We start from the raw sequence: 23,891 nt of genomic DNA, 5'->3' as shown, positions 1-23,891 counted from the left end.
ACTTCGACCTCTTCTACCACCTGATCGCGATCATCGTGATCACCAAGATGCTGGTACAGAAGGAACTGGATGCACTGCGTGGCCGTGGCGCAGTCATGCGGGCCGACACCCCGGACGGGGCCGCAGGGGCAAGACCGCTGCGCGGACGCGGAGAGTTCTCGGCCCGCTAAGTTGCAGAGGTCCTCGTGCGCTGGCTCAGCGACATGACCCGAGGCCAGCCGGTGGATTGAGTACTGCACACGCGGCCCAGGTCCTCGATGGCGTGTGCCATCTCCTGCGCGGCTGAGCCGGGGTTGGCATAGAACATTTCGCTAAGTTTCTGCCGTTCCAGCCGCTTGTCCTGCGGATTCGCCATCGCAGTGTGGCACGCTTCGATCAGCGCGTCCGGGTGCCGGAATACCTCGGCCGCTTGCAGATACGGCAGCGCCGCGCGCCGTGAGTAGTCCGGAAGCTCAGGATTGTCGAACAGCACGATCGGGCGATCCAGTAAGGCAAAGGTGGTGACCACCGAGGTCCGGTCGGCGACGAGGAGGTCTGACACCGCTGCCAACTCCTCGGCGGGGACATTTGGAAGAAAACGGGCATTCGGGTACCGCTGTTCGACCTCCCGCATTCGACGCATGACTTGATCCTGCCATGCCGGGTCGACATCGCTGCGTCGCTGCCACAGCCACGGATGTCCGTTCTGCACCACGTTCCAGTTGGGGAAGGCTTGGGCGAGTGCTTCGAACGGGCCCGCATCCAGCGCGCGAACCAGGCCTCCGGATTTCCAACTCGAGGCAATCAGGACGGTCTTCTCCGCCCCCAGCCTGAAGCGATCGCGAACGGCGCCGCGGTCGAACTCTCCCCGCACCAGCGAATCCACCTTGGGAAAGCCGACCGGGAAATAGGCCTTGCTCACGCCGAGTACGCCCGGGAGCCGGTCATCCAGGTACGAGAATTCCGCCTCGGAGAGGCCGAAATACAGGTCGCAGCGGGTGACCGCATGATGGCCGCCGCCGCTTCCGAATCCCGGGCCGTGGTGCATGTAGGCCAGCAGCGCGTTGCGCCGTGGATAAAAGCTGCAAAGGTGCGAGTAGACGACCAGGTGCCACTTTCGCAGCGACGCGAGCCGTGCATCCATCCGCAGCGCCTCGAACAGCGTTCGGTCGGCTTCCGTGTTGAACACAAAGTGGCGGCTGCGCCGGTTGTCCTGCGCGACCACGTGCACCGTCGTCCTGCCGGTCGCGCGTAACGCCCGTATCACCGGTGACTGGCATCCGAAGCCGTTGCCATCCGAAGCGACAAACAAGACCCGAGGCCTTCCACAACGCTCGAAGATCCAGTCGTCGGCCCGTCGAAAGGCGCTCAGCACATCTTGTCGAATGCTCATGCTCGGGCGCTCCGGGGCGGTGGTCGGGTGTCGTCGCTACTGTAACGAATACGGCATAAAAGTGTCACGGCCCCATAACACGCGTTACGTACGCTCGGCGCTGTTTTCCCGATGGGCGTGCGCGTCATGATCTCTGCCGTCGTTCCCACTCTGAACCGGCCTGCGTTGCTGCGCGAGGCCGTTTCCAGCCTGGTCGGCCAGAGTCTGCCGCCGAGCGAGATCCTGGTCGTCGATGATGGCTCCAATCCGCCGGTCGATGCGCGCGCGCTGCGAACCGAATTCGGAGCCCACGTGCGCGTCTTGCGGAACGATCTGTCAATGGGGCTCGCCTACGCCCGGAATCTGGGAGTCGAGGAAGCCGACGGCAAATATGTCGTTCATCTCGACGACGACGATCTCCTTGCGCCGAACACGCTCGCGGACGCAGCTCGCGTGCTTGAGGGCGACTCGTCCATCGAACTCGTCTTCCTCGGTGCTCATGGATTTGGAGCGCATGCCGGGTACTTCAACAGCGTGCAGGGCGACGCAGTCGCCAAGGTGGTGGACAGGGCGTCGGGCGAGCGGCTGGCGCCGACTCTGGTTAAATTCGACAACCGGCTCATGAGCGCCATGCTGAAGGCGGTCCCTGCCGCGTTCCAGCACGTCATGGTCTCCAGGCAGATCTGGGAAAAGGTCTCACGGCTGCGTTGGCGGGCCTACCAGCTGTCGAACCCTGTCACCGAGATTGCGCAGGTGAAGAAGATGATCACCGGGCAGTTGCGCGATTCCGAATGGGCGCTCTACGCCGCCGCAATCTGCAAGCGGACGGCCCTGCTCGATGCGCCTTGCTATCTTGCGCGTTGTGAAGGTCAGGGAACGTCTTCGCGGCCCGAGAACAGTGAGCGGCACCTGCAGCAGAATATTTCGATCAAGACGCAGCTTGTGCGCGCCTCGAAATTACCGGAACTCTCCTTCTGGAGGTGGAAGGCAAGGCAGAGCCTCGCGATCATCCATTCGGACGCGGCCTATCACTTCTTCACTCGCGACAATCGCCGTGCTGCACGTGAGCATGCGGCAAGGGCTGTGCAGCTGAGTCCAACCCCAAAACACCTGAAGACCTTGATCCGTACGTTCCTGCCCTGAGTCGAGAGGTCCCGAACTAGGCAGATCGTGCGGCTGACGATGACGAGCATCAGCTCAGCCATGAGTCAGTCGCTGCGATCTGCGGCGGGACATGCATTCACGCATTCCGCCGTATCCACAGCTCCAGTTCCACCAGCACCCAGATCATCACGCCGAAGTAGCTCGCGTGCACGGTGGCGTGTTCGCGGCGCAGGTAGGCCAGGTATTCGGGCTTGACAATGCCGCGCTTACCCAGACTGCCAAGCGCGTCCTCGGCCAGCGCCTTTAGCGGCGCGTGCTCGTTGAGCCACAGCCCGAAGGGCAGGCCAAAGCCGTGCTTGCTCTTTGTGATCGTCTCGTTCGGCAAAAAGCCGCGCAGCGCATCCTTGAACAGCACGCGCAGGCGGCCCTTGTGCACCTTCTGCTCCGGCTTCAATTGCCCGGAGAAGGCCACCAGATCGTCGTCGAGGAAAGGGAAGCGAACCTCGACCCCGGCCGCCTCGCACATCCGCGTGACCTTGCGCAGGTCGTTGTCCGCCAGGGTGATCTTGTGGTCGAGGTGCATCATGCGCTCGATCGGCTCTGACGACGCGCAGCGGAAATAGGCCTCGCGCGCCAGCTCCAGCGGGCGCTCGGTATCGACCGCGGCGAGGAATTCGGGCTCGAAGATGTCCTGCAGTGGGCTGCGGTGCAGGAAGTTGTAGGTCTCCATCCGATCGGGCAGCGGCACCCGCGCCTGCTGGATGTAGCTGCGCGCCTTGCGCACGGGCATGATCGAGGCGCCGAGCGGGAAGTTCATCACCACCGGCTCCATCAGCTTGCGAAAGATGCCCGGCACGCGGTGGTAGTGCTCGAACACGCCCTGCTTGGCATAGCGTTCGTTGCCACCGAAGAACTCGTCGCCGCCGTCGCCGGCCAGCACCACCTCGATGCCGTGCTCGCGTGCCATGCGGGCGCAAAAATAGGTGGGGGCGGCCGAGGCGTTGCCGAAGGGTTCGTCATAAGCCGCGGCGATCAGCGGCATCGCCTCGACCACGTCGTCCGCCGTCACGTAGTACTCGTGCGGCGTGGTGCCGAAGTGGCGCGACGTGATGCGCGCGTATTCCAGCTCGTCGAAGCCCTGCGCGTCGAAACCGATCGAGAAGGTCGCGGCCGGCTTGCCGCTCACCTTGCCCAGCATGCCGCTGACGGTGGAACTGTCCGTGCCGCCCGACAGGAAGGCGCCGGTTGGGCGCACATCGTCAGTCTGGCGCGCCACCGCCTGCTCGGTGAGGTCGAGAAAGCGCTGGCGCAGGGCCGCGTCGTCGCCGTCCCCGCGGGTGTCGTAGGCCAGTTGCCAGTAAAAGCGTCGCGAAAGGCCCTGTCCATTGAAGGTGGCGGATTCGGCGGGCAGCAGCTTGGCGATGCCGGCAAAGGCGGTGTCGGGGCTGGGCACCATGTGGCAGTACAGGTATTCGTACAGCGCCTGCTGGTTGACCGGCGCCGATACCAGCGGGTGCCGTGCGACCGCGCGCGCGCTGGTGGAAAAGACCAGGGTCGCGCCCACCTGGGCAAAGCACAGGCGCTCGGTGCCGGTGCGATCCACCGCGAGCATTACGCGGCGCTGGCGGGTGTCGATCAGCACCAGCGCAAAATTGCCCTGCATGGCCTCCAGCGCCGCTTCACCACGCTCGCGCCAGGCCGCCAGCACGGCGGCAGCCGCGCCCTCGGCCTGAGCGCGAGCAGCGAGCGCTGCATCGGGCCAGCGGGGGCGTCCGAGCACCGCCGCCAGGCAGCCCGCGCTCAGGTCGGTGGCCGTCGAGCAGGCCGGGTGGCTGGTCGCCAGCATGCCGGCATCGGTCGCCTGCACCTGCATGTCGGCGGGCGACAGGCCCTCCGCCGCGAGCATGGCCTGCAGGGCATCGTGCGATGCAACACGTCCGTCGAAGTTAACCCAACCGCAAAGTACTCGTCGTGATGTCATCGCTCTAGAATGCCGGTAGTCATCGAATCGGCCGTCATGTTAGCCCATGTCTCCCACGCCTAGTGTCCAGCCCGTCACGCGCTCCGCCAGAACGCTCGCCCGTCGCAGCGCCGGACCGAGCGCACCGTGAGCGCATTCGCCTTGATCCTGCTGGCCTGGCTGGCTTTCACGATTGCGTTGCTGGCACGGCACGCGAGTGCCTTGCGAGCGTTGTGGCGAGAGCCCGTTCTGACGCGCCCCGTCGTCATCATCGAGAGCGACGACTGGGGGCCTGGGCCGGAGTCTGATGGCGCCATGTTGCAGCGCATCGCAGAAAAGCTGATGGAGTTTCGTGACCGCGACGGGCATCCCGCGGTGATGACGCTCGGTGTGGTGCTGGGGCGACCCGATGGCGCGGCGATCCTCGCGACCGAATGCCGCAGCTATCGACGCAGCACGCTGGACGAAGCGCGCTATATGCCGATCGTCCAGGCCATGCGCGACGGCTGCGCCACCGGCGTCTTTGCCCTGCAGCGCCACGGTCTGGAGCATTGCTGGCCTGATTCCTTGCTAAGCCGTGCGCGCGAGGACGTCGATCTGCGCCGCTGGTTGGCGGACCCGGACGCACGCAGCGAGGCCTTGCCCTCGGCATTGCAAAGCCGCTGGGTCGATACGGCGACGCTGCCCAGCCGCCCATTGGCAGCGCGTGACGTGGAGGCGGTCGTGAAGGAAGAGGGCGATGCGTTCCTGCGAATTTTTGGCCAACGCCCGAGTGTCGCGGTGCCCAACACCTTCGTCTGGGATGACGCGATCGAGCAAGTCTGGGCTGCCGACGGTGTGCAGTGTGTTGTCACCTGCGGTCGACGGTTCGATGGGCGTGACGCAGCCGGTGGGCTTATGCCGGGCAGCCGACGAATCCTCAATGGCGAGGATGGGAAAGGGGGTGTCCGGTACGTGGTGCGAGACGTGTATTTCGAGCCCATCCGTGGCCACCGCGCGGAACATGTGTGGCGGGGGGTGGCCGAGCGCACTGCGCTTGGCAGGCCGGTGCTGATAGAGACCCATCGAGAGAGCTTCATTGCCTCGGCTGACTCCGCCCAGCAGGCGTTGGCCGAGCTTGTCCGCACGTTTCAGGGGATTGTGCGGCAGTATCCGGACGTATGTTTCCTGAACACTGCAGCGCTCGTCGACACCTTTCGCGGCGCCGGCTCGTCGCTCATATGCGCTCGCTTTCTTCCGCGACTTACCTGCTTTCTGAGCCGCCTGCTCGTGACGCCGGAGTTGTCTCGCGTGCTGAAGCTCAGCGGTCTGCGCGTCCTGATACGGCTAATTATCCGCCTCCTGACGTCAGTCAAGCTTGCTTGGCGCGACCTTGTTTTGTAGTCACATGGCGACTACACTGAAGGCCTTAACCATTCACGGAGAGTCGCCATGAGCACCGCCGATACCTATGTCCGCGCTCGCATCGACACCGACACCAAGGAGCGCGCTGCCCGTGCGCTCGAGGCAATGGGGCTGTCTATTTCCGACGCTATTCGTCTGCTGATGTTGCGCATCGCCGACGAACGCAGGCTTCCCTTCGAAGTGAAGGCGCCCAATCTCGCCACGAAGAAGGCGATTGCCGAACTTGAGGCGGGCAAAGGCAAGAAGTTTGCCAGCGTTGACGACCTGATGACGGATCTGCATGCGGACGATTGACCGATCCTCCGCGTTCAAGCGCGACTACAAGCGAGAGGCCAAGGGCCAGCATCGCGCTACGCTCGATGAGGTTCTCAAACCGGTGCTGGTCGCGCTCGCGACCGACCAGCCCCTTGATGTGCGCTACCGAGATCACGACCTTTCTGGCGACTGGGCCGGCTACCGGGAATGCCACATCAAGCCCGACCTGCTGCTTATTTATCGCAAGTCGGACTCCGGCTTTCTGCGGCTGGCGCGATTGGGCTCCCACAGCGAGCTTTTCGGCTGACGAACTTTTCTGCGGTTCCGGCTGAAGCTAGCTCACCATTTCACTGCACTAACTGTGTTTGTCTGCAACAAGATCATGTCCAAACGCTACCTGGTCCTCACCGAACTCTTCCTGCCGACCAAGGGCGGGACGGCCGTCTGGTTCGACGAGGTCTACCGCCGCCTGGGCGGCAAGGAGATCCACATCGTCACCGCTGATGTGCCGGGGGCGGCCGAGTACGACCGCGACCACCCCAACGCCATCCATCGCCTGTCGCTCAAGCGCGTGCCCTGGCTCAAGCCGGAGTCGCTGCTGATGTATGCGAAGTTCTTCTTCACTTCGCTATGGCTGGCGCTGACGAACCGCTTCGACGCCATCCACGCCGGCCGCGCGTTGCCCGAAGGGCTGGTGGCCTGGCTGGTCGCCCGGCTCACCTTCCGGCCGGTGGTGATCTACGCGCATGGCGAGGAGCTCACCGGCTGGGGCAGGGGAAACAAGTACAAGGCGATGTGCTTTGCGCTGCGCCATGCGGACAAGGTAATTGCGAACAGCGACTTCACACGTGACACGCTGCTAGGCATGGGTGTCGCGCCGGAGCGCATCGAGATCATCCATCCCGGCGTGGACACCGAGCGTTTCCGGCCGGGACTGCCGTTTCAGGACCTTCGCGACAGCCTTGGGCTGGCGACAGGCGCCAAACTGATCCTGTCCGTCGGGCGGCTCAGCCGGCGCAAGGGCTTCGATACCGTGATCCGCTGCCTGCCCTCGTTGCTCGAGTCGGGCCTGGACGTGCATTACGCCATCATCGGCATTGGCGAGGATGAGGCCTATCTTGGAGAGCTCGCGGAGAGCACTGGTGTGGCAGGGCGGGTGCACCGTCTGGGCCATGTGGCTATGCAGGACCTGCCGCGCTGGTACAACGCTTGCGACGTCTTCGTGCTGGCGAATCGTGAGATCGACGGTGATACCGAGGGTTTCGGCATCGTCTTTCTTGAAGCCGCTGCTTGCGGTAAGACGGCAATCGCTGGGCGAGCCGGGGGGACCGGTTCGGCCGTGCTGGATGGGGTGACCGGCTTGCAGGTGGACGGCGAGTCGGTCGAAGGCTTACGCTGCGCCTTGCTTGCTGTCCTCGATGATCCCGTGCATGACCAGCGCTATGCTTCTGCGGCGCTGGATCGTGTCACCCAGTCGCTCAGTTGGGGTGCGGTTGCCCTGAGAACGCAAGGCTTGCAGATTCGTTGATGCCCTTTTTAGTGACGTCTCCCATGAAACGACTCCTACTGGCCGTGTCGCTTCTCTTACCGCTTAAGGCGGCTGCGGTGTTGCCGTACGGCATGACCGATGCTGAGCTCGCAGCGCTGCCCCCTCTCTGCATGGCAAAGATGAAAGGCAACAATCCCTCGAACTATGTCGCGCAGTTCGGCGCTCACAACTGGGGGCAGATGCACCACTATTGCGAGGGCTTAAAGTTTGTCAATCGGGCCCGCACCTACCCCAAGGACCGTCGCTTCTACCTGAATAACGCCAAGGGCGAGTATAGGTATGTCATCAGCCACACTACGCCAGACCTCTGGTTTCGTCCTCAGGTCTATGTGGAACTGGCACGCGTTCATATGCAACTCGGGGAGACTGCTGAGGCGCAGTCGCAACTGCACGCGGCGATCGCATTCAATCGCGGCTTCGAAGCGGCCTATGTCAGCCTGATCGAGCTTCAGGTCGGCATGGGTACACGCAGTGCGGCGCTTGAAACAGCCACCGAGGGGCTGAAGTACCTGCCGGAATCCAAACGGCTGCAAAAGGCCTATCTCGACAACGGCGGCAAGAAGCCCTTCCCGGAACCGGTCGTAAAGGCCGAATCTCCTGCCACTGCAACTCCAAGTTCCTCGGGATCCGCAGCGCAGGCGAACGCGCCACAAACCGAAGCAGTTGCAGCAGAGCCTGTGTCGGCCGAGTCGCAGCAGACGAACGCCGATCCCACCGTCGAGCGAGGCTGCCGCTTCTGTCCGCCCGACGAGATCCAGCAGCGGTGGCGCGAGTCTTTTCAGACCGGGCAGTGATCCGCGACGGGCAGGGCGCCGTCGCTGCGCATCCAGGCCAGTAGTTCGGGGTAGAGGCGTGCCACCACGTCCGCATGCTGGGCAGCGAGGTTGATGGTGCAACCCGGGTCGTTGATCACGTCGTAAAGCGAGAGGCGCACTCCATTCTCCAGCGGCTGATAAACCAGCTTCCAGCGGCCATCGCGCATCATGCGGTCCTTGGCGCGTAGCGTGGGCTCCCGGTAGACGTCCTTGACCGACAAAGTGCCGGTGCTGTCATCGGGCACGTCCAGCAGCTGCAGCAGGTCGGGGTAGCTCAGGTGCCCCTCGGGCAGGCCGGGCACATTCGCCACCCAGATCCCGGTCTCGTTGAAGGCGTTCAACTGCAGGTCGTGCCGCGGGTCATCGATGGCAGGCCGTAGCGAGCGGCCATCGCATTTCACCGAGGGGGCATCGAGCAGGTCGAGCAGTGTCGGCATCAGGTCCACCGTGCGCACGACCTGATCGACGCGTTGCCCGGCCGGTACGTGCGGCCCCGCCATGATCAGGGGCACGCGTGCGCTGAAGTCGCCCAGCGCCGAATTGCCCTGGCCCCAGGTGCCATGCTCGAAAAACTCCATGCCGTGATCGCTGTACAGCACCACCAGCGTGTCCTGCAGCAGCCCGCTGGCGTCCAGATGTCGGATCATTCTGCCGACCTCGTCGTCGAACTGCGCGACGCACCCGTCGTACAGCGCGAGGATCTGGTCGAGATCGAATTCTTCGCGCGGCTCCCCCTGGCGACGGATGATCTCGAAGGGTTCGGTCAGCCGCGCCATCGCGAATTTGGATTCGCCCTTGTAACCGGGCTCGGCATAGCGCACGTAGTAGGGGTACTCGGAGGCGAAGGGCGGGTGGGTGGTGGAGTAGAACAGATTCAGGAAGAAGGGCTCGCCCCTCGCCGCCAGGCGGGACACCATGTGCCGTCCGCGCTGGCCGAGCTGGCTCGTGAGCGGCACACCTCCCAGATAGTACAGCTCGGGCAGCAACAGGCGGCCAATGCGGTTGTGCAGGAACAGCGAAAGAAACAGCCGGATGTCCTTGGGCCCCTGGCGGATCAGGTACTTCAGGTTCCATTGGTCTTCGGGCAAGTCGAGTATGTCGAAGCCGAAGTCGAACTTGCCCAGGTCGGCCCCGCACCAGTCCGACACCGCCGCATTGCGATAACCCAACTGGCGCAGCACCTTGGGCAGGGTGGGGCACGCAAGCGCCTTGTCGGCGTCGGCAACAAAGTTGTCGCGCACGCCGTGATGGTGGGGCCAGGTGCCGGTGAGCATCGAGATCAGGCTGGGTGCGGTGCGTGCGCAAGGCACATAGCAACTCGTGAATCGGGTGCCGAGGGCGGCAAACTGATCGATGTTCGGGGTCAGTGACGTGCCGTTGCGGATCGCGCCGATGCGGTCCGCTCGCAGTGTGTCGCTGCCGATCATCAGCAGGTTCGGACGCCCCGGACGCGCCCGTGGGTGTGCGCTCGCCACCGGCTCGCGGATCGCGAACACCACCAGGCTCAGGTAGCCGAGGCTGGCCAACACAAGGGCGAGCGCTTCGGCAAGAGCGCCTTCGCGCGCGCGCAGCGCCGCTAGCGTCAGCACCATCAGCGACGCGCCCGCCACGAGCGCGCCGGCGATCAGGTTCAGGCCGCGGGGCGACAAGGCGCGCCACAGCCGGTGCACGCGGGCGGTGCGGTACGACCATGAGGCGATGATGAGGCCCGGGTTCAGCGCCAGCGCGCGGCAGGCGGTATAGACGGTTGCCAGCGCAAGGCTCAGGGCCGCGCCCAGGGCCGTCCCCCAGGCGGGCGAGTCGAGGCCGAGCGTGTCGCTTGCGGCAAGCCAGAGCATGCCGCCGGGAAAGCCCAGAAAGGTGGCGATCACGAACGCGAACAAGGCGAGGCGGCCGAGCGCATAGATCACATAGCCGCTGTAGCGCTGCACGATCTCGTCCTGCAGCTTCGGGCCGGTGCGCGAGAAGTCCCGCACCGACTTGGCCAGCAGCGCCACCGTGAGCGGAAGTGCAACCACGGCGGCGGCCAGCAGGGCCTCGCCTAGCCACTGCCGCCCGATCACGCCGGCCACGATGAGCGCGGCCAGGCCAAACGCAAGCACGCTCCAGCTCGCCCAGTCCTGCGCCAGCAAGGGCAAGGCCGCGCGCTGCCGCTTGCGTCGCGCCTGGTCGCGGATGCCGGAGACCTCGCCCAGCGCCGATGCGAGCCGCACGAGATAAAAGCGGCGCGCCTGCATGCTCATCGAGCAAACCAGTTGCACGCCGTAGGTTGCGACCTTGCGCCACATGTAGCGCGGTACGGCATTGTGTTCCGATCGGACTCGGGTGACCGAGCGTGAGCGCTGGAAGCCCTTGCGCGCGATATAGCTCAGCGTCAGGCGTTCGTTGTCGACATAGTGGTACTGCACCATCTCGGGCGCGTACTGCAGGCAGGCCCCGGTGCGCAGCGCACGCAGGATCCAGTCCGCGTCTTCCGAGCCGCCCAGATCGTGGCCGGTCGGCCCGAGTTCGGTTGCAAAGGGGCCGGTGGCCGCAATCGCCTCCAGGCGCACGGCAAGATTGCCGCCACCCGGAATCGGCCCATCCGGGTCGATCTCGAACGGCGCGTCGCCCTGATCGTAGCGCGGGACGGGCAGGGGGTAGATCCGGTACGGGCCGTCCTCGTGCACCCAGTGCGGCTCACTGCCATCCCAGTCGGGCAGGATGCGGCCGCAGATCAGCCCGGCCTCGGGCCAGCGCTCCGCGGCGCGCGCGACTTCCAGAAGGTAGTCCTCGTGCACCCGGTGGTCGTCATCGACGAAGGCCACCAGCGCATCCTCGAGCATGGGCAGCGCCCTGTTGAGGGCATGCGACTTGCCCGGCGTCGGCTCGGCGATCCATTGCAGCGGCAGCGGATGGCCGTGGCGGGCGTAATCGTCCAGAAACGCGTGGGTGCCGTCCGTACAGGCGTTGGCCACAACGAACAGGCGGATTCGCCAGCCGGAGGGCAGACGGGCAGCATTGAGCGAGTGGATCACGCGGCTCAACAGCTCCACACGATTGTGGGTGCAGATCAGGACGGTTAGCGTGCGTGGATGGGCGGCGGCGGTCTTCATGGCATCAGGGTCATGCGCGTGGCGATGTGCGGGCCTTGAACAGGCCCTCGAACGTGCCGATGAAGTGGAATACGATGATCTCGCGGTTGAAGGCTTCGTCCGCCGGTGCCGCCAGGCGCGCACTGAGCATGCGCCAGACGGCTCGCAGGAACTGCGGGAAAAGATAAAGCGGAATGTTGAAGATCCTGCGGCTGCCGGGCATGCCCTTGCTGAGGGCGAGATTGCGACTGGTCTGCCGGCGCCAGCGCCTGATGTAAGCCTTGGTCATGCGGAAGGCCTCGACCTTGTGGCGGACGCGCGACTTGCCCAGGAACACGGCCTTCATCCCCGCAGCGAGGATGCGCTCGAACATCTCGCCGTCCTCGCCGCTCGCCAACACCTTGCCCTTGCGGCCGCGCTCGGTGTCGAACAGTCCCACTTTGTCGAACACCGCCTTGCGAAAAGCCATGTTCGCCCCGAAAGGGGCGAGCGACGGCGAGTCGATCGGGTAGTCGTCCTCGCGGTCGGTGCGCACGGCGAGGAAACCGTAGAAGCGCTCGGTCAGCCAAGCCGGGGGCGGGGCTTCCCAGATCGGCGCGATGTAGCCGCCGCAGGCGTCGGAATCATACCGATCGAGCCCGGCGATGGTCTGCTCCAGCCAGTCGGTCTCAGGCAGCACGTCATCGTCGGTGAACAGAATGATCTCGCCCTGCGCCGCGGCGATGCCGTGATTACGGGCGTGGGAAAGCCCCTGCGCGGGCTCGAATTCGTAGCGCAAGGCAGGCCAGTCGGCCCGCTGCTCCTCCACAACGTTTCTTGTGTGATCCGACGAATTGTTGTCGACGACCATCACCTCGACGGCCCAATTCGGCGGGATGCGCAGCTGCTTCAACGACGCAAGGGTTTCTCGGAGCGAGTTCGCGCGCTGATAGGTGCATACGATGATGCTGCATCCACGCGCTGGCTCATCGCAGGTTGAAGTCCCATCCGCGTTGGTGGTGGCGACCAAATCCATTGTTGTGTCCCGGGTTTCAAGCCTGCTTGCGCGATTCGAGCCTCAAAGCTGATAGCCTTGGCTCGCAGCGATCGGTTCGACAGTGCGCTTCAGCAGCCAGTGCTCGAGCGCATTGACACCCACCTTGGCGCCGCCGCGTTCCGAACTGCCCACCTTGTTTTCGAGCACGCTTCGATCCACTCGGGTGCCGAGGTAGGCGTCGAGCGCGTCCAGCGGCGGGGTCTTGCCTACCAGATCCTCGTAACGGACCAGCAAGGCATCCAGCTTCCCGGCTTCCTGTACATAGCCGGCCATCAGTGTGCGCCAATGCGCTCCGAACTGGGTTGGTGTGAACACCGGCCGATCCGGAAACACGTCATACCAGCTCCGCCCATAACGGGCGTACGAACGATAGGCCTCGAGCGGATTGCGGTACAGCAGCAGAAAGCGCGCCTTGGGATACAGCCACTTCAGATAATGCGCGTGCTCGGCCGTCAGCCGCACCTCCTTGATCCCCCAGCGCTCGGCGCCGGCGCGGCGGGCGGGCTCGGCGAAGAGGGTGTCGAAGAAGGCGCGATGCGCGCGGCGCAGATCCTGCAGCCCCGGGAACAGGTTGGCGATCCATTCGCCCGACAGATCCTGCGGTGCGCTGCCGTCGTAGAAATAGTCCGATGGCGGCCAGCCCTCGCGGAAGGCCTTCATGCCGGCCGCGAGGGCCTGGATGGTGCCGCATTCGTCGTAGGGCTCGCCCCAGATCAGCACGCGAGAGTCGGACATGATCAGGCGCTGCAGCATGGTCGAGCCCGAGCGCCAGCCGGCCGACAGCAGGAAGATGGGCGATTCGGTGTCACCCTCGTCGGCCTGAGTGTGGGCGCGCAGGATTTCGACGCCGCGGGCGACGCTGGGCTGTCGCAGCAGGGCTTGACGATGGGCCGCGCGGGCCTGCGCCGGGCCTTGAAAGGCAGTGATCAGATCGTCGATCAGTTTCATGGACTCGTCCGGTATTCGATTGCGCCCAGGCCTTGCATCAGTTCGCGCAACGCATCACGCGCCTGGCCAAAGGAGAGCTGCCCGGCCTTGTATTGCGCCAGGACGGCCGCCGTGCGCGGCCGAAGTTGCCGCGACAGATAGTCGCGCATCAGTTTCTCGTGCCATTGCGACAGGCGATACGAGCGCTTCTTCAAGAACCCATGCAGGCTGCCAAGCGCGCGGTTCTTCAGGCCGGCCGGGTTACGCGCCAGCAGCGCGACCATCCCGTCGACGAGCTGGGTCTCATCGATCAGCCCGTTCTTGTAGCGCACCAGCACGTCCGACGCCTTCACCTCGGCAAAGCGTGACAGGTACAAGGTGTCGTCGTCTCGGCGGAAGTAGTACAGCGGCTCGGCGATGTGGCACGCCTTGAACTGTGCGGCGATGCGGATGAAGTAGTCGTAGTCCTCGACCAGGAAGAGCTCCGGGTCGTAGTCGCCGACCGCCTCATAGGCGCGGCGGGTGTATAGGAAGCAGGCGCCGATGTGGTTGCCCTTGTCCAGTTGCAGCGAGGCCGGCAGGCGGTCGTGCTTGGCGTCGGTCGGCCGGCCTGCGGCGTCGACCTCGGCAAACATGTAGTAGTCCGCATACACCAGGTCGCACTCGCCGCGATCCAGCACCTGCACCATGCGCTCGATCGCGGTGTCGGCGAAGAAGTTGTCGTCCGAGGTCCAGGTCAGGTACTGCCCTCGCGCCATGGAAAACCCGCGGTTGAGCGCGCGGGGCAGGCGCAGGTTGGGGTCGTTGCGTACGTAGCGGATGCGCGGATCGTCGCAGCGGGCCACCACCTGCGGGGTGTCGTCGGGCGAGTTGTCGTCGACCACGATCAGCTCGAAGTCGCGGAACGACTGCGCCAGCACGTTCTCGATCGCCCCGCCCAGCAGGTGCGCGCGCTTGTAGGTGGGCATGACGATGCTCACCCGCGGCGCGGCCGTCGATGCGCTGGCGCTCATTGCTTGGCACGTTCCGCGTCGGCGAGGATGCGGCGCACGATGCGCTGGCTGGCGGTGCCGTCGCCGTAGGGATTCACCTTCGACGCCATCGCATGGTAGGCGTGCGCGTCGTCGAGCAGGCGCGAGGCCTCGGCCACGATGGTGGCGGCATCAGTGCCGATGACCCGCACCGTGCCCGCAGCCACGCCCTCGGGGCGCTCGGTGACCTTGCGCATCACCAGCACGGGCTTACCCAGGCTGGGCGCTTCTTCCTGCAAGCCGCCGGAGTCGGTCAGCACCATGTAGGCGCGCTTCATCAGATGCACCAGCGGCATGTAGTCCAATGGGTCGATCAGCAGCACGTTGTCGAGCCCTGCCAAGGCGTCATTCACCACTGCGCGAACATTGGGGTTGCGGTGCACCGGATACACCAGCACGATCTCGTCGCGGTACTTGAGTGCGAGCTCGCGCAGGCCGCGGCACAGGGATTCGAAAGGCTCGCCAAAGCTCTCGCGGCGATGCGCGGTGACCAGCACGATGCGCTTCGAATCGAAGGGCAGGGTGTCGAGCACGCTGCCGGCAAAGCTGTAGGGGCGGTTCGAGACGTCGAGCAAGGCGTCGATCACCGTGTTGCCGGTGACCTCGATCTGCGCCTCCGGAATGCCCTCGTTCAGCAGATGGCCCTTGGCCATGTCCGTGTGGGGGAAGAAGACGTCGGCCAACGCGTCGATCATCTTGCGGTTGGATTCTTCCGGATACGGGTTGTGCTTGTCGAAGGTGCGCAGCCCGGCCTCCACGTGGCCCACGCGCACGCCGGCATAGAAGGCGGCCAGCGCGGCGGCCATCGAGGTGGTGGTGTCGCCCTGCACCAGCACCAGGTCGAAAGACTCGGCACGCAGGATGCGGCCGACCTCCTGCAGCACCGCGACGGTGATGTGCTCGAGCGTCTGGTTCTCGCGCATCAACTGCAGGTCGTAATCGACGCGGATGCCGAACAGCTCGATCAGCGGCGCGACCATGTCCTTGTGCTGGCCGGTGAGGCAGTTGCGGTTGTCGATCAGGCCCGGATGTCGCTCGAGTTCGGCGATCAGCGGCGCCATCTTGATGGCCTCGGGGCGGGTGCCGAAGACGGTGAGTACCTTAAGCATGCTTGTCGTCTCCCGCCTGCTTGAGTCGCCAGGCATCGAGGAAATACTTGACCGCCCAACTGATCTCGGCCCCCGAGATGTACTTGGCGCCCTCTCCGTAGCTGCCATTGAAGCCGCCCGACTTGTTCTGGATCTTCTCCAGATAAGCCATGGCGCGGTCGGCCGGTTCGCGCTTGCCCAGCGTGTACCAGACGATGGCGTACTGAGCCATGCCGGTGGAGCAGATCCAGCTCACGTCCGGGTAGGCGGGGATGCTCCCGTCGGCGCGCTGGGCGCGCTCCACATCGGCCATGCCCTGTGCGGCCAGCTCCAGTTCGCCCAGCTCGCACAGCGCCTCCATCGCATAGGCATGGAAATGGGTCAGCCGATTGAAGGGCACCAGGTCTTCACGCTGCCTGTAGTGCTCGAGCACGAAGCGTGCGGCTTCGGTGTACTTCGGCTCGTTCAGCAGCCGGCCGGCCTCGGCCAGCGGCGGCAGGGCGTAGGTGTGGATCAGGTCGCTGGCGATGCCGGTCCACAGCTCGGTCGATGGTGTCATCAATCGGCCGTCTTCCGCCACCTGGGTCAGCATCCAGTCGCTCGCCCGGCGCAGGGATTCGCGCGCGCCAGGGACGTCGTCGATCGCGGCACACAGGCCGCGCATGATCTGCGCGGTGTCGAAGGTGTAGGGCGTGCCGTCCGGCGCCGGAAAGGCGCCGTCAGGCAACTGGATCGACATCAGCCAGCGCGTGCAGGTGCGGGCCAATTCGGCTTCGCCCCACTGATAAAGGGTGGGGATGTAGTAGCCGGTGACTTCGGGGTAGGGCACCTTCTGCTTGGTGTGAACAATGATCCCCTGCCCGGGCACCATGTTCGCCTTGCACCAGTCCATGGCACGTTCGTAACTCGGCTTCTTCTTCGGCCAAAAAAGCATCTTCAGGATCCTTGCAGCAGGCTCAGTTCGTGGGTTCGGTAATGCGCAGGACCTGGTTGGTCCCGACGTTCGTCAGTTCCTGGCGGGCTCCGCTCGGCCATTGCACGACCACGCGCTCGGCTTGGGCCTGCTTGGCCACACCAAAATGCAGCCGGCTGTGGTTCTGGCTGCGGTGGTGAATGCCCCCATCCTGGACGCGGGTCTGGGTGACGCCGCCGGCGGTCACGAACACGCGAGCGCCGATGCCGTCGCGGTTCGAGCGCGTGCCTTCCAGGTCGATCTGCAGCCAGCGATTGTCATTGCCGGTGTTGCGCAGCAGCCTGTAGCCGCCGCCGTCCGAGGGCAGGCCGAGGCTGCGTCCCATGCTGCCTCCGGTGGCGATCAGCAGGTCGATGAAGCCGTCGCCGTCGAAGTCGGCGGTCGTCACGCTGTCGCCCACGCCGGCGCGCGGCAGGGTCACCCCATCGCCGAGGGGCTGCGCCTTGAACTCGCCGTCTCCCTGGTTGATCAACAACAGGCTGTCGTGCATGCCGACGTCGCCCGAGCCGAGGATGAAGAGGTCGAGCAGCATGTCGTTGTTGAAGTCTGCCGCGACCACGTTCATGGCGGCGATCGGGGTCTTGTTGACGCCGCGCTTGTCGCTTTCCTCGACCAGCTTGCCGCCGCGGTTCATGAACAGGCGCTGCGGCGCGTGTTCGGCCCGTTCGGCATCGCCTTCGGCCTTAACGTCGATGATGGCCTGCTCGGCGGTGACCGACAGTTGCACCTGCACATTGCGGTTGCGCCCCCCCGGGCTGGCGCCGGGCCCGACCAGCGTCACTCGCCAGCGGTCGGGCGCCTCGAAGCCGATGCGCAGCTCCGGGCGTTCGGCTGCGCCGGCCTGCAGGCCCGCCGTCTCGGGCGCGGCCGGGTCGAGCACGAACGCCAGCGCCTCGGGCGACCTGGCCTGCGCGCCCAGGCGGACGCTCTGCAGGTTCATCAGGCCGCGTGGCAACATCGGCGCCACTACCAGCTTGAGCTTGCCCTTGGCGCGGAAGGAGAAGGCCGTGGCCTGAGCGAGCTCCGCCTCCTTTACCGTGATGTCCGCGATCAGCGCGTCATCTGCCGGCCGCCCGAACGCCACCTTGCCCGGCGGGTTGCGGCGAGCGAGAAAGAGATCGATGTTGCCGTCGTTGTCGAAATCGCCCGCCACGATGTCTTCGAATGCCGAAACCGGCAACAGGTCGAGCTCCTGCCCGGGTTGGCTGCGCGTGCTGAAGATCTGCGCGGACAGGTTGTTGCCGGCTACCCGACAGACGACCTCGGGATGGTGGTCGTTGTCGAGCTCGGTGACGATGCAGTAGGGCACGGTGCGGGCACGGAAGGCGAGCGCCTGCAGCGTCTCCTCGAATCGGCTGCCGCGTTGCAGGAAGGTGAAGGGCGGCTCGACATCGTCGAAGCGCGTTTCGGCGCCCTGGATCAGGTCGAGCTGGCCGTCGCCGTCCACGTCGAGCCACAGCGGCATGCGGGTGCGGCCCAGGGGGTTCACCACCCCCAGTGCCTCTGCCACCTCTGCGAAGCGCTCGCCGCGGTTGAGGAACAGGCGCTTGGGCTCCTCGCCCACGCCCATCTTGGCGCCGGTGAGTTGCACGAGGTCGAGCCGGCCGTCGTTGTCCACGTCGGCCCAGGCTGCGCCATGGTTGTCGTCACCCTTGTAATCGCTGCTGAACCAGTGCTGCGTGACGTCCTCGAAGCGCCCATCGCCCGCGTTGCGCAGCAGTTGTGACGGATTCAGGTGATTGGTCAGGTAGAGGTCGGGGCGACCGTCGCCATCCACATCGCCCCAGGCTACGCCGTGAGTCATGCCGACGAAGGCCTCAAGGCCCGAGCGCGAGGTCACGTCCTCGAAGCCGAGCGGCGCCACGGGCTTGTCGGAGCACCCGGCCAAGAGGCCCGCCGCCAGCAGCGCGGCTAGGACAATCCGCTGCTTGAGCGTGCCTGCCGAGCCAAGGGTCCTGAGAGCATGACTCATCTGTCTGCCTCGATTTCGTTTGTTGATTGTCATGAACGCCGAAGCATACGAGTAAGTAGCGGCATTTGTGCAATGCGCGAGCGGGCAGCGTTGATGCTGCGCGCCAGCAAACCGTTGGAGGGGGGAGGGCTTGCACAGATCTGGAGCAGCTTGCGCGCGAGCGCCTGTGTGGAAAAAGCATCGGACGCGGCATGTTGCCGGGCGCGGTGCGCCAACTCACGGTAGGTTTCGTCGTTGTCGAGCACTCGCCTGATCGCCTCTAGCCATGCGTCGGGGTTCGTGTAGTCCGCAACGAGGACCCCGCCGTCGCCGACGGCTTCCGGAAGACCTCCCCGCGCACTCGCGATCACGGGGATCCCGCACGACTGAGCTTCGATCGCGACCATGCCAAAGCCCTCTTCCCAGCGTGAAGGCACAAGCAGCAGGCGTGTTTGGCGATAAATGCTGCGCATGTCGCTGACGCGATGTTCGAAGCGCACATTGGGCAGGCTCGCAAGTTGGCGTTTCAGGCTTTCAAGGGCCTCATCACCAAGCTTCCAGGATTCCAGCAGCAAGAAGCGTGTCTGTGGCATCCGGCGCGCAACTTCCACAAAGGTGTCGATGCCCTTGACGCGGTGGGGGTTGATCATCGTGACGTAGCCGTCAGGGGCCGCAGAGGTGTCGAAGTACCGGATTGCGGGCGGATAAACGACATGCACGGAGCGTCCGATGCAGCGGCTCGCCTTCTCGGCCAGAAAACGGCTGCTGGCGACGACATGGCAACCCAAGGCAGCACTCGCGCGAAGTTCCTTAGCGTCGAACTCCGCGTCGTGGATGAAAAGCAATCCCTGCACCCCTTCCTCATGAGCAATTCGGAGCGCGCTGTCTGCGCCGTCAAGTTGTGCCCATACAACTTGTGGACGAAATTCTTGGATCGACTGGCGCAGTGCGCGCTCGAAATCAGCCACGATTCTGACTGGATACCCACAGTCGACCACACCGACGCATCGGATACCGTCGTCTCCGGCAACTCCGACAACGCCCAGACTGCCGAACTCTTCCTCGGTCGGGAAACGCCACGGAGTTGTAGCGTAGTCGCCGGATCCGATTGCGCAGCACTCCCCGCCCAAGTCCGTCGCGATGCTGTGAAGGATCTGATGGGCGGATCGGGCCGCGCCACCGAGGAACAGGGGGTACGGTGGGCGTTCGCTGGCTAGGATGAGGCGCATTGTCGGCAAGGGGTTTCGTGCGTAAGCGGGGTGCCGGTCTCAGGGGTGTGCCAGCACTTTCTCTATCTTGTCGCGAAGAATTGTCTCAACTGCGCGGGTTTGCTCCTGAATGCGCTCAGTGATCCTTGCGATCAAATCGGTATCTACTGCGATTGAGGACATGCGCGCGATCGTGCGCTGGCGCGCGGTTTCCTGTTCGATCGCGCTGACGTCGAAGTAGAACTCCTGTGCATCAAACATCTCGTATAGAACGCGCTTCTTGAAGTCCTTAATGACCTGGCTCGGATTATTCATCTCGGCGCCTACGCAGATTGCCGGTGTGCCTGCTCGCCATGCATTAATGCAAAGATGATATGTATCAGTGATGATGAGCTTGTATTTCGGTAGGGCAGTCAGGAGGTCGCCCTGGCTATAGGAGTCCCCTCGTGGGAGGAGTGCTTCAATGTCACGCAATCGAAGGCCGTTGAACCTCTTGAATCGACTCGAAAGGGAGCCGGTGGACTCTTGGCGCATCTTTTCATGGAGTGGAAACCAGGGGAGCCATTCAAGGCTTGCGTTCAGCTTTCCAGCAATCTCGCTACAGAAAGAAATCAAATTGCTGGGAGCGCTTGTTCGTGTACCAAAAAAGAGGCCTACAGCAGAGTCATCCAGAAGGTCCGTGCTCCACTTGCTGGAAGGCAGTCTTGCGATCGCGTCAGTGTCATTTAGAAAGGCTGGGTCAATCCCGAGATGCGACAGTGCGTAATTCTTGGTCAAATGATTGGCGCGAACTGATGAGATTGGATCTCGGAAGAGAGCCGCTTGCGAATTCGTGAGCAGGCTCCGCAATGCAGAGCTGTAGCGGCTCTCTTTATAGTCGCTGGCTTTGTTGTAAAGCAGGCTGCTTCCGAACAGGATTGATTTTCTGTGAACGTCTAATGGAGCTGCTTCCTGAAGCAAGGCCAGGTAACAGAAGTCTTGTGACTCCTTGGTGCTGATTCCGTAGATCTCGGACGTGCGGTTTACGCACTCATCGTCGATGTAGTGCCTCGCTTGCAGAAAGTCCCCCCAGTAAAGGATTAAGTCATGGCCAAAGAGCTCATCGATGTTGGGGTAGATGGGGTTGTGCTTGAATAGGCTCTCCACGCCCTTTGCGGAGCTATGTGGAGCGCCAAGGTCCATCATCATCCACCGCTTCTCGGAGCTTGGGTTTGGCGGGACAATGGAGAAAAAATTGACCGCAGCCTCAGGCTCCACTTTTTCGAGGAATCTTTTTGCGGCTAACTCAACAGTGGTCATTCCGGTGTTCACGAAGCGCATGTTCGGCGCTGTAACAACTGCGATGGATTTCTTCTGCATCGGTCTACGTGCCCTTATGTTCGTCCCGTAATCACATGGCAATCTGTCTGTTCGAGTCGCGGTCAGTGGGCCGATTGCCCGATGTCAGCGTTTACTTTCCATGTTGAAGGAATGCTCACCAAGCCTGGGAGAATGCGCTTTGAGTGAGATCCGTTAGGCGTAGAGACATTGAAAATCTTTAGATTCTCTCCGTAGAAAATCTTGGTCAACAGACGGTCGAATATCCCAATACGCATGGCAAAGACACCGGGGTCGAGAGGTAGTGACTTGATGGTGCAGTCGATTGCGACATGCCCTGCTGAAAGGTTCGTTTCATGCGCGTGCATTGACGAAACGTAAACGAAGTCTGTTGTATGAAAGCCATATACGATCTCAATGTCGCTTAACGGCTTCTTGATGTTGAATAGGCAGCGAATCGTGCATGACTCGCCGGTATTGACTGAGTCTACCTCGCAGCCGTTAAGATCCAGCAGGATGAGCCTTTCAAGCGTGACTTCACCTGAGGCGAGTATTTGCGTTTTAGACAACTGGCTGGCTGCCGCGGTAGCAACGATTGACTTATTGCTTCTCGCATAGAATGCATCGCAGGTCTCAACTGGAGGGCCGTCGGCAACAATGTGTCCGTGGTCCAGCATGAGGACTCTGGAGCAGATCCGTGCAACCTGTCGGATGTTGTGACTTACAAGCAAGACCGTTCGACCCTGACGGCGAATGATCTCTTCCATCCGATCGAAACACTTTCGCTGAAACGCCAAGTCACCTACCGCCAGCACCTCATCAACGATCAATATCTCCGAATCGATGCTCGTTGCAACGGCGAAGGCGAGTTTCACCTGCATGCCGGAGCTATACCGCTTGACAGGCGTGTCGATGAATTCCGCCATCTCGGCGAAGTCGACGATCTCGTCGAACTTGCGATCGATCTCCTGACGCGACATCCCGAGGATCGCGCCATTCAGATACACGTTCTCGCGTCCGGTAAAGTCGGGAACGAAGCCCGCGCCTACCTCGATCAGCGGCGCGATACGCCCATTGACCTTGACGCTGCCACTGCTGGGGGTGGTCACGCGCGCCAATGTCTTGAGCAGGGTCGACTTGCCCGCCCCGTTGTGCCCAATGATGCCGACGACCTCGCCCTGTTCGATGGTGAAGCTGACGTCGTCGAGCGCCTTGAAAAGGGGGCGTTCCGGTACGGGGCGGCCGGCAAGCCGGGCGCCGGTTTTGAGCAGGGTCTGCTTCAGGCCCTGCAGGGCGCCCAGGCGGTATTCCTTGGTGAGATGGCTGACTTCGATGGCGGGCATGGGGTGGCGGCTCTCTAGATGACGTCGGCGAAGTAGCTTTCGGCGCGCTTGAAGTAGAGGTAGCTCAGCGGCAGCAGGATGGCGACGGTGATCAGGCCCGGCAGCATGGCTTGCACATCGGGTGCCTGGTTGCGCAGCACCACGCTCTGGAAGGCATCGATGATGCCGGCCAGGGGGTTGAGGGTGTACAGGGTGTACAGGGCGTTGGACCAGTCACCGGCGGCCTGCTGGACGAGGAGTTTTTCCTTGACCAGTTGCAACGGGTAGATGACCGGCGAGGCATACATCAGCAGCGACAGCAGCACCGGCAGGGCGGCGCCGACGTCGCGGTAATAGACGTTGATGGCCGAGCCGACAAAGGCGACGGTGAGCGCGGCGATCACGGTGTAGGCGATGATCACCGGCACCCACAGCATGTAGACGCCGGGCATCATCTGGTACCAGACCATGAGGCCGGCCAGGATCAGGAAGTTTATGCCGAGCTCGACCAGCTTGGTGAGCACCGCGGTGATGGGGAAGATCTCGCGCGGAAAGTAGATCTTGCGGATCAGGTGACTGTTGCCGACCACGCTGGTGACGCCGTCGGATGCGGACTCCTGGAAGAAGGTCCAGGGCATCAGCGCGGCGAAGACGAGGATGGGGTAGGGGATGTCGCCCGTCTCGATGCCGACGAAGCTCTTGACCAGGGTGAAGATCAGCATCAGCGACACGGGCTTGATGATGGCCCAGGCGATACCGAGATAGGCCTGCTTGTAGCGCAGCGCGATGTTCTTCCACGCCAGCGTGGCCATCAGCTCGCGGTACTGGTAAATGTCCTTGAACAGGGTGGTCATCGTGATTCGTCTGAAGTCCTGAGGTACAGGCGCAGCATTGTTGAGGATCGGGGTAACAGCATGGTGACGCATCGGTGCCTGTGTCGTGCGCACGCCTGCCCGAGGGCGGACCCCGGCCATTGTCTCGATGCTGCACTGCGGCGGCGATGAATTATCACACGCTCAATCCGAATTCAGGCCTGCCATTGTCATCGCCGCGGCCTCAGCCGCGCAGAATCGAGGCGAAGCCGCGCAAGGAGCCCCAGCCGGGCGCTTGCCACAGGTTGGGCAGCACGGCCTTGCAGGCGTCGAGCCGGCGACCGTTGCGCACGAGGGCGTAGGCGAGGTTCATGCGCCCTTGCGCAAGACGCTGGCGCACGCCGCGCGCGACCTGCGGCGGGTAGGCGTGCAGGGCGTGGGCCATGGCCTCGAGCGTGCGGACGTTGTCGACCTGGGCCCTCAGCGGGTCGCGGCGCGTGGCGCTGGCGTCGTGGATGAGATAGGCGGCGACGGGGTGGCAGACCACGCCGATCCGGGTGCTGCGCGCGCACAGGCGGACCAGAAAGAACACGTCTTCGCACACGCGGTAGCCGGTGGGGTAGCCGCCCAGGTCCAGAAAGGTGCTGCGCGGCACGCTTAGGGTGTGGGTGTCGCCGAAGTGGTCGGCGACGAAGGGCTCGAGCTCGTTGGCGG

The 23,891-nt window shown here is 63.8% G+C and carries 20 protein-coding genes; 6 read left to right on the top strand and 14 right to left on the bottom strand.

Going from position 1 to position 23,891, the window contains the following annotated elements; genetic code table 11:
* Nucleotides 1-166: 166 nt before the first annotated feature.
* On the bottom strand, nucleotides 167-1,372 hold the full coding sequence (locus tag PLC66_RS19150; protein ID WP_324543486.1) for a CDP-glycerol glycerophosphotransferase family protein: 1,206 nt from the start codon (nucleotides 1,370-1,372) through the stop codon (nucleotides 167-169).
* A 126-nt stretch (nucleotides 1,373-1,498) separates the two neighbouring features.
* Between PLC66_RS19150 and PLC66_RS19145 the strand changes: the two genes are divergently transcribed.
* Nucleotides 1,499-2,494, top strand: a complete 996-nt coding sequence (locus tag PLC66_RS19145; RefSeq protein ID WP_324543484.1) for a glycosyltransferase family 2 protein — start codon at nucleotides 1,499-1,501, stop codon at nucleotides 2,492-2,494.
* Nucleotides 2,495-2,591: 97 nt separating this feature from the next.
* Here PLC66_RS19145 and PLC66_RS19140 read toward each other — a convergent pair whose 3' ends face one another.
* Nucleotides 2,592-4,361 carry an asparagine synthetase B family protein gene (locus PLC66_RS19140; protein WP_324543482.1) on the bottom strand — a complete coding sequence of 590 codons (1,770 nt, stop codon included), beginning with the start codon at nucleotides 4,359-4,361 and terminating at the stop codon, nucleotides 2,592-2,594.
* Nucleotides 4,362-4,562: 201 nt separating this feature from the next.
* On the opposite strand from PLC66_RS19140, the gene PLC66_RS19135 reads away from it, so the two are divergent.
* The 5 genes from PLC66_RS19135 (at nucleotide 4,563) to PLC66_RS19115 (ending at nucleotide 8,417) form a co-directional block, all read left to right on the top strand.
* On the top strand, nucleotides 4,563-5,798 hold the full coding sequence (locus tag PLC66_RS19135; protein ID WP_324543480.1) for a hypothetical protein: 1,236 nt from the start codon (nucleotides 4,563-4,565) through the stop codon (nucleotides 5,796-5,798).
* A gap of 48 nt (nucleotides 5,799-5,846) precedes the next feature.
* Nucleotides 5,847-6,113 carry a type II toxin-antitoxin system RelB/DinJ family antitoxin gene (locus PLC66_RS19130; protein ID WP_324543478.1) on the top strand — a complete coding sequence of 89 codons (267 nt, stop codon included), beginning with the start codon at nucleotides 5,847-5,849 and terminating at the stop codon, nucleotides 6,111-6,113.
* On the top strand, nucleotides 6,100-6,381 hold the full coding sequence (locus tag PLC66_RS19125) for a type II toxin-antitoxin system YafQ family toxin (RefSeq protein ID WP_324543476.1): 282 nt from the start codon (nucleotides 6,100-6,102) through the stop codon (nucleotides 6,379-6,381). The genes PLC66_RS19130 and PLC66_RS19125 overlap by 14 nt, the downstream gene beginning before the upstream one ends.
* A 75-nt stretch (nucleotides 6,382-6,456) precedes the next feature.
* The gene (locus PLC66_RS19120) at nucleotides 6,457-7,602 is read left to right on the top strand and encodes a glycosyltransferase family 4 protein (RefSeq protein WP_324543474.1); all 1,146 of its coding nucleotides are present in this window, start codon (nucleotides 6,457-6,459) and stop codon (nucleotides 7,600-7,602) included.
* A 23-nt stretch (nucleotides 7,603-7,625) separates the two neighbouring features.
* Nucleotides 7,626-8,417, top strand: a complete 792-nt coding sequence (locus PLC66_RS19115; RefSeq protein ID WP_324543472.1) for a tetratricopeptide repeat protein — start codon at nucleotides 7,626-7,628, stop codon at nucleotides 8,415-8,417.
* Here PLC66_RS19115 and PLC66_RS19110 read toward each other — a convergent pair.
* From PLC66_RS19110 to PLC66_RS19055, 12 genes are all read right to left on the bottom strand, one after another.
* Nucleotides 8,402-11,533: a sulfatase-like hydrolase/transferase gene (locus tag PLC66_RS19110; RefSeq protein WP_324543470.1), complete on the bottom strand. Its 3,132-nt coding sequence runs from the start codon at nucleotides 11,531-11,533 to the stop codon at nucleotides 8,402-8,404. The two genes, PLC66_RS19115 and PLC66_RS19110, sit on opposite strands and share 16 nt — an antisense overlap.
* Before the next feature lie 10 nt (nucleotides 11,534-11,543).
* Complete coding sequence (locus tag PLC66_RS19105) at nucleotides 11,544-12,521, bottom strand: glycosyltransferase (protein ID WP_324543468.1); 978 nt, start codon at nucleotides 12,519-12,521, stop codon at nucleotides 11,544-11,546.
* A 48-nt stretch (nucleotides 12,522-12,569) separates the two neighbouring features.
* The gene (locus PLC66_RS19100) at nucleotides 12,570-13,496 is read right to left on the bottom strand and encodes a sulfotransferase family protein (protein ID WP_324543466.1); all 927 of its coding nucleotides are present in this window, start codon (nucleotides 13,494-13,496) and stop codon (nucleotides 12,570-12,572) included.
* Nucleotides 13,493-14,488 (bottom strand): glycosyltransferase family 2 protein, encoded by a 996-nt coding sequence (locus PLC66_RS19095; RefSeq protein WP_324543464.1) that lies wholly within the window; start codon nucleotides 14,486-14,488, stop codon nucleotides 13,493-13,495. Before PLC66_RS19095 ends, PLC66_RS19100 begins: the two co-directional genes overlap by 4 nt.
* Nucleotides 14,485-15,615: a non-hydrolyzing UDP-N-acetylglucosamine 2-epimerase gene (wecB, locus tag PLC66_RS19090; protein ID WP_324543462.1), complete on the bottom strand. Its 1,131-nt coding sequence runs from the start codon at nucleotides 15,613-15,615 to the stop codon at nucleotides 14,485-14,487. Before wecB ends, PLC66_RS19095 begins: the two co-directional genes overlap by 4 nt.
* A complete protein-coding gene (locus PLC66_RS19085) occupies nucleotides 15,608-16,528 on the bottom strand; it encodes a prenyltransferase/squalene oxidase repeat-containing protein (RefSeq protein ID WP_324543460.1) in 921 nt (306 codons plus the stop codon). The genes wecB and PLC66_RS19085 overlap by 8 nt, the downstream gene beginning before the upstream one ends.
* A gap of 22 nt (nucleotides 16,529-16,550) precedes the next feature.
* On the bottom strand, nucleotides 16,551-18,539 hold the full coding sequence (locus PLC66_RS19080) for a CRTAC1 family protein (protein ID WP_324543458.1): 1,989 nt from the start codon (nucleotides 18,537-18,539) through the stop codon (nucleotides 16,551-16,553).
* Between the two features lie 29 nt (nucleotides 18,540-18,568).
* Entirely contained in the window at nucleotides 18,569-19,486 is a 918-nt protein-coding gene (locus PLC66_RS19075) for a glycosyltransferase (RefSeq protein ID WP_324543456.1), read from the bottom strand.
* A 300-nt stretch (nucleotides 19,487-19,786) separates the two neighbouring features.
* Nucleotides 19,787-21,085, bottom strand: coding sequence for a polysaccharide pyruvyl transferase family protein (locus tag PLC66_RS19070; protein ID WP_324543454.1), 1,299 nt, complete (start codon nucleotides 21,083-21,085; stop codon nucleotides 19,787-19,789).
* Between the two features lie 62 nt (nucleotides 21,086-21,147).
* Nucleotides 21,148-22,386 (bottom strand): ABC transporter ATP-binding protein, encoded by a 1,239-nt coding sequence (locus PLC66_RS19065; RefSeq protein ID WP_324543452.1) that lies wholly within the window; start codon nucleotides 22,384-22,386, stop codon nucleotides 21,148-21,150.
* Nucleotides 22,387-22,400: 14 nt separating this feature from the next.
* Complete coding sequence (locus PLC66_RS19060) at nucleotides 22,401-23,219, bottom strand: ABC transporter permease (protein ID WP_324543450.1); 819 nt, start codon at nucleotides 23,217-23,219, stop codon at nucleotides 22,401-22,403.
* A gap of 202 nt (nucleotides 23,220-23,421) precedes the next feature.
* The coding region (locus tag PLC66_RS19055) for a glycosyltransferase family protein (protein WP_324543449.1) at nucleotides 23,422-23,891 on the bottom strand (470 nt) is incomplete at its 5' end.

Source organism: Thauera sp., from assembly GCF_035444905.1.
Lineage (GTDB): Bacteria > Pseudomonadota > Gammaproteobacteria > Burkholderiales > Rhodocyclaceae > Thauera.
The sequence above is the reverse complement of the archived record's forward strand: the minus strand, read 5'-3'. Positions and strand labels throughout refer to the sequence as shown.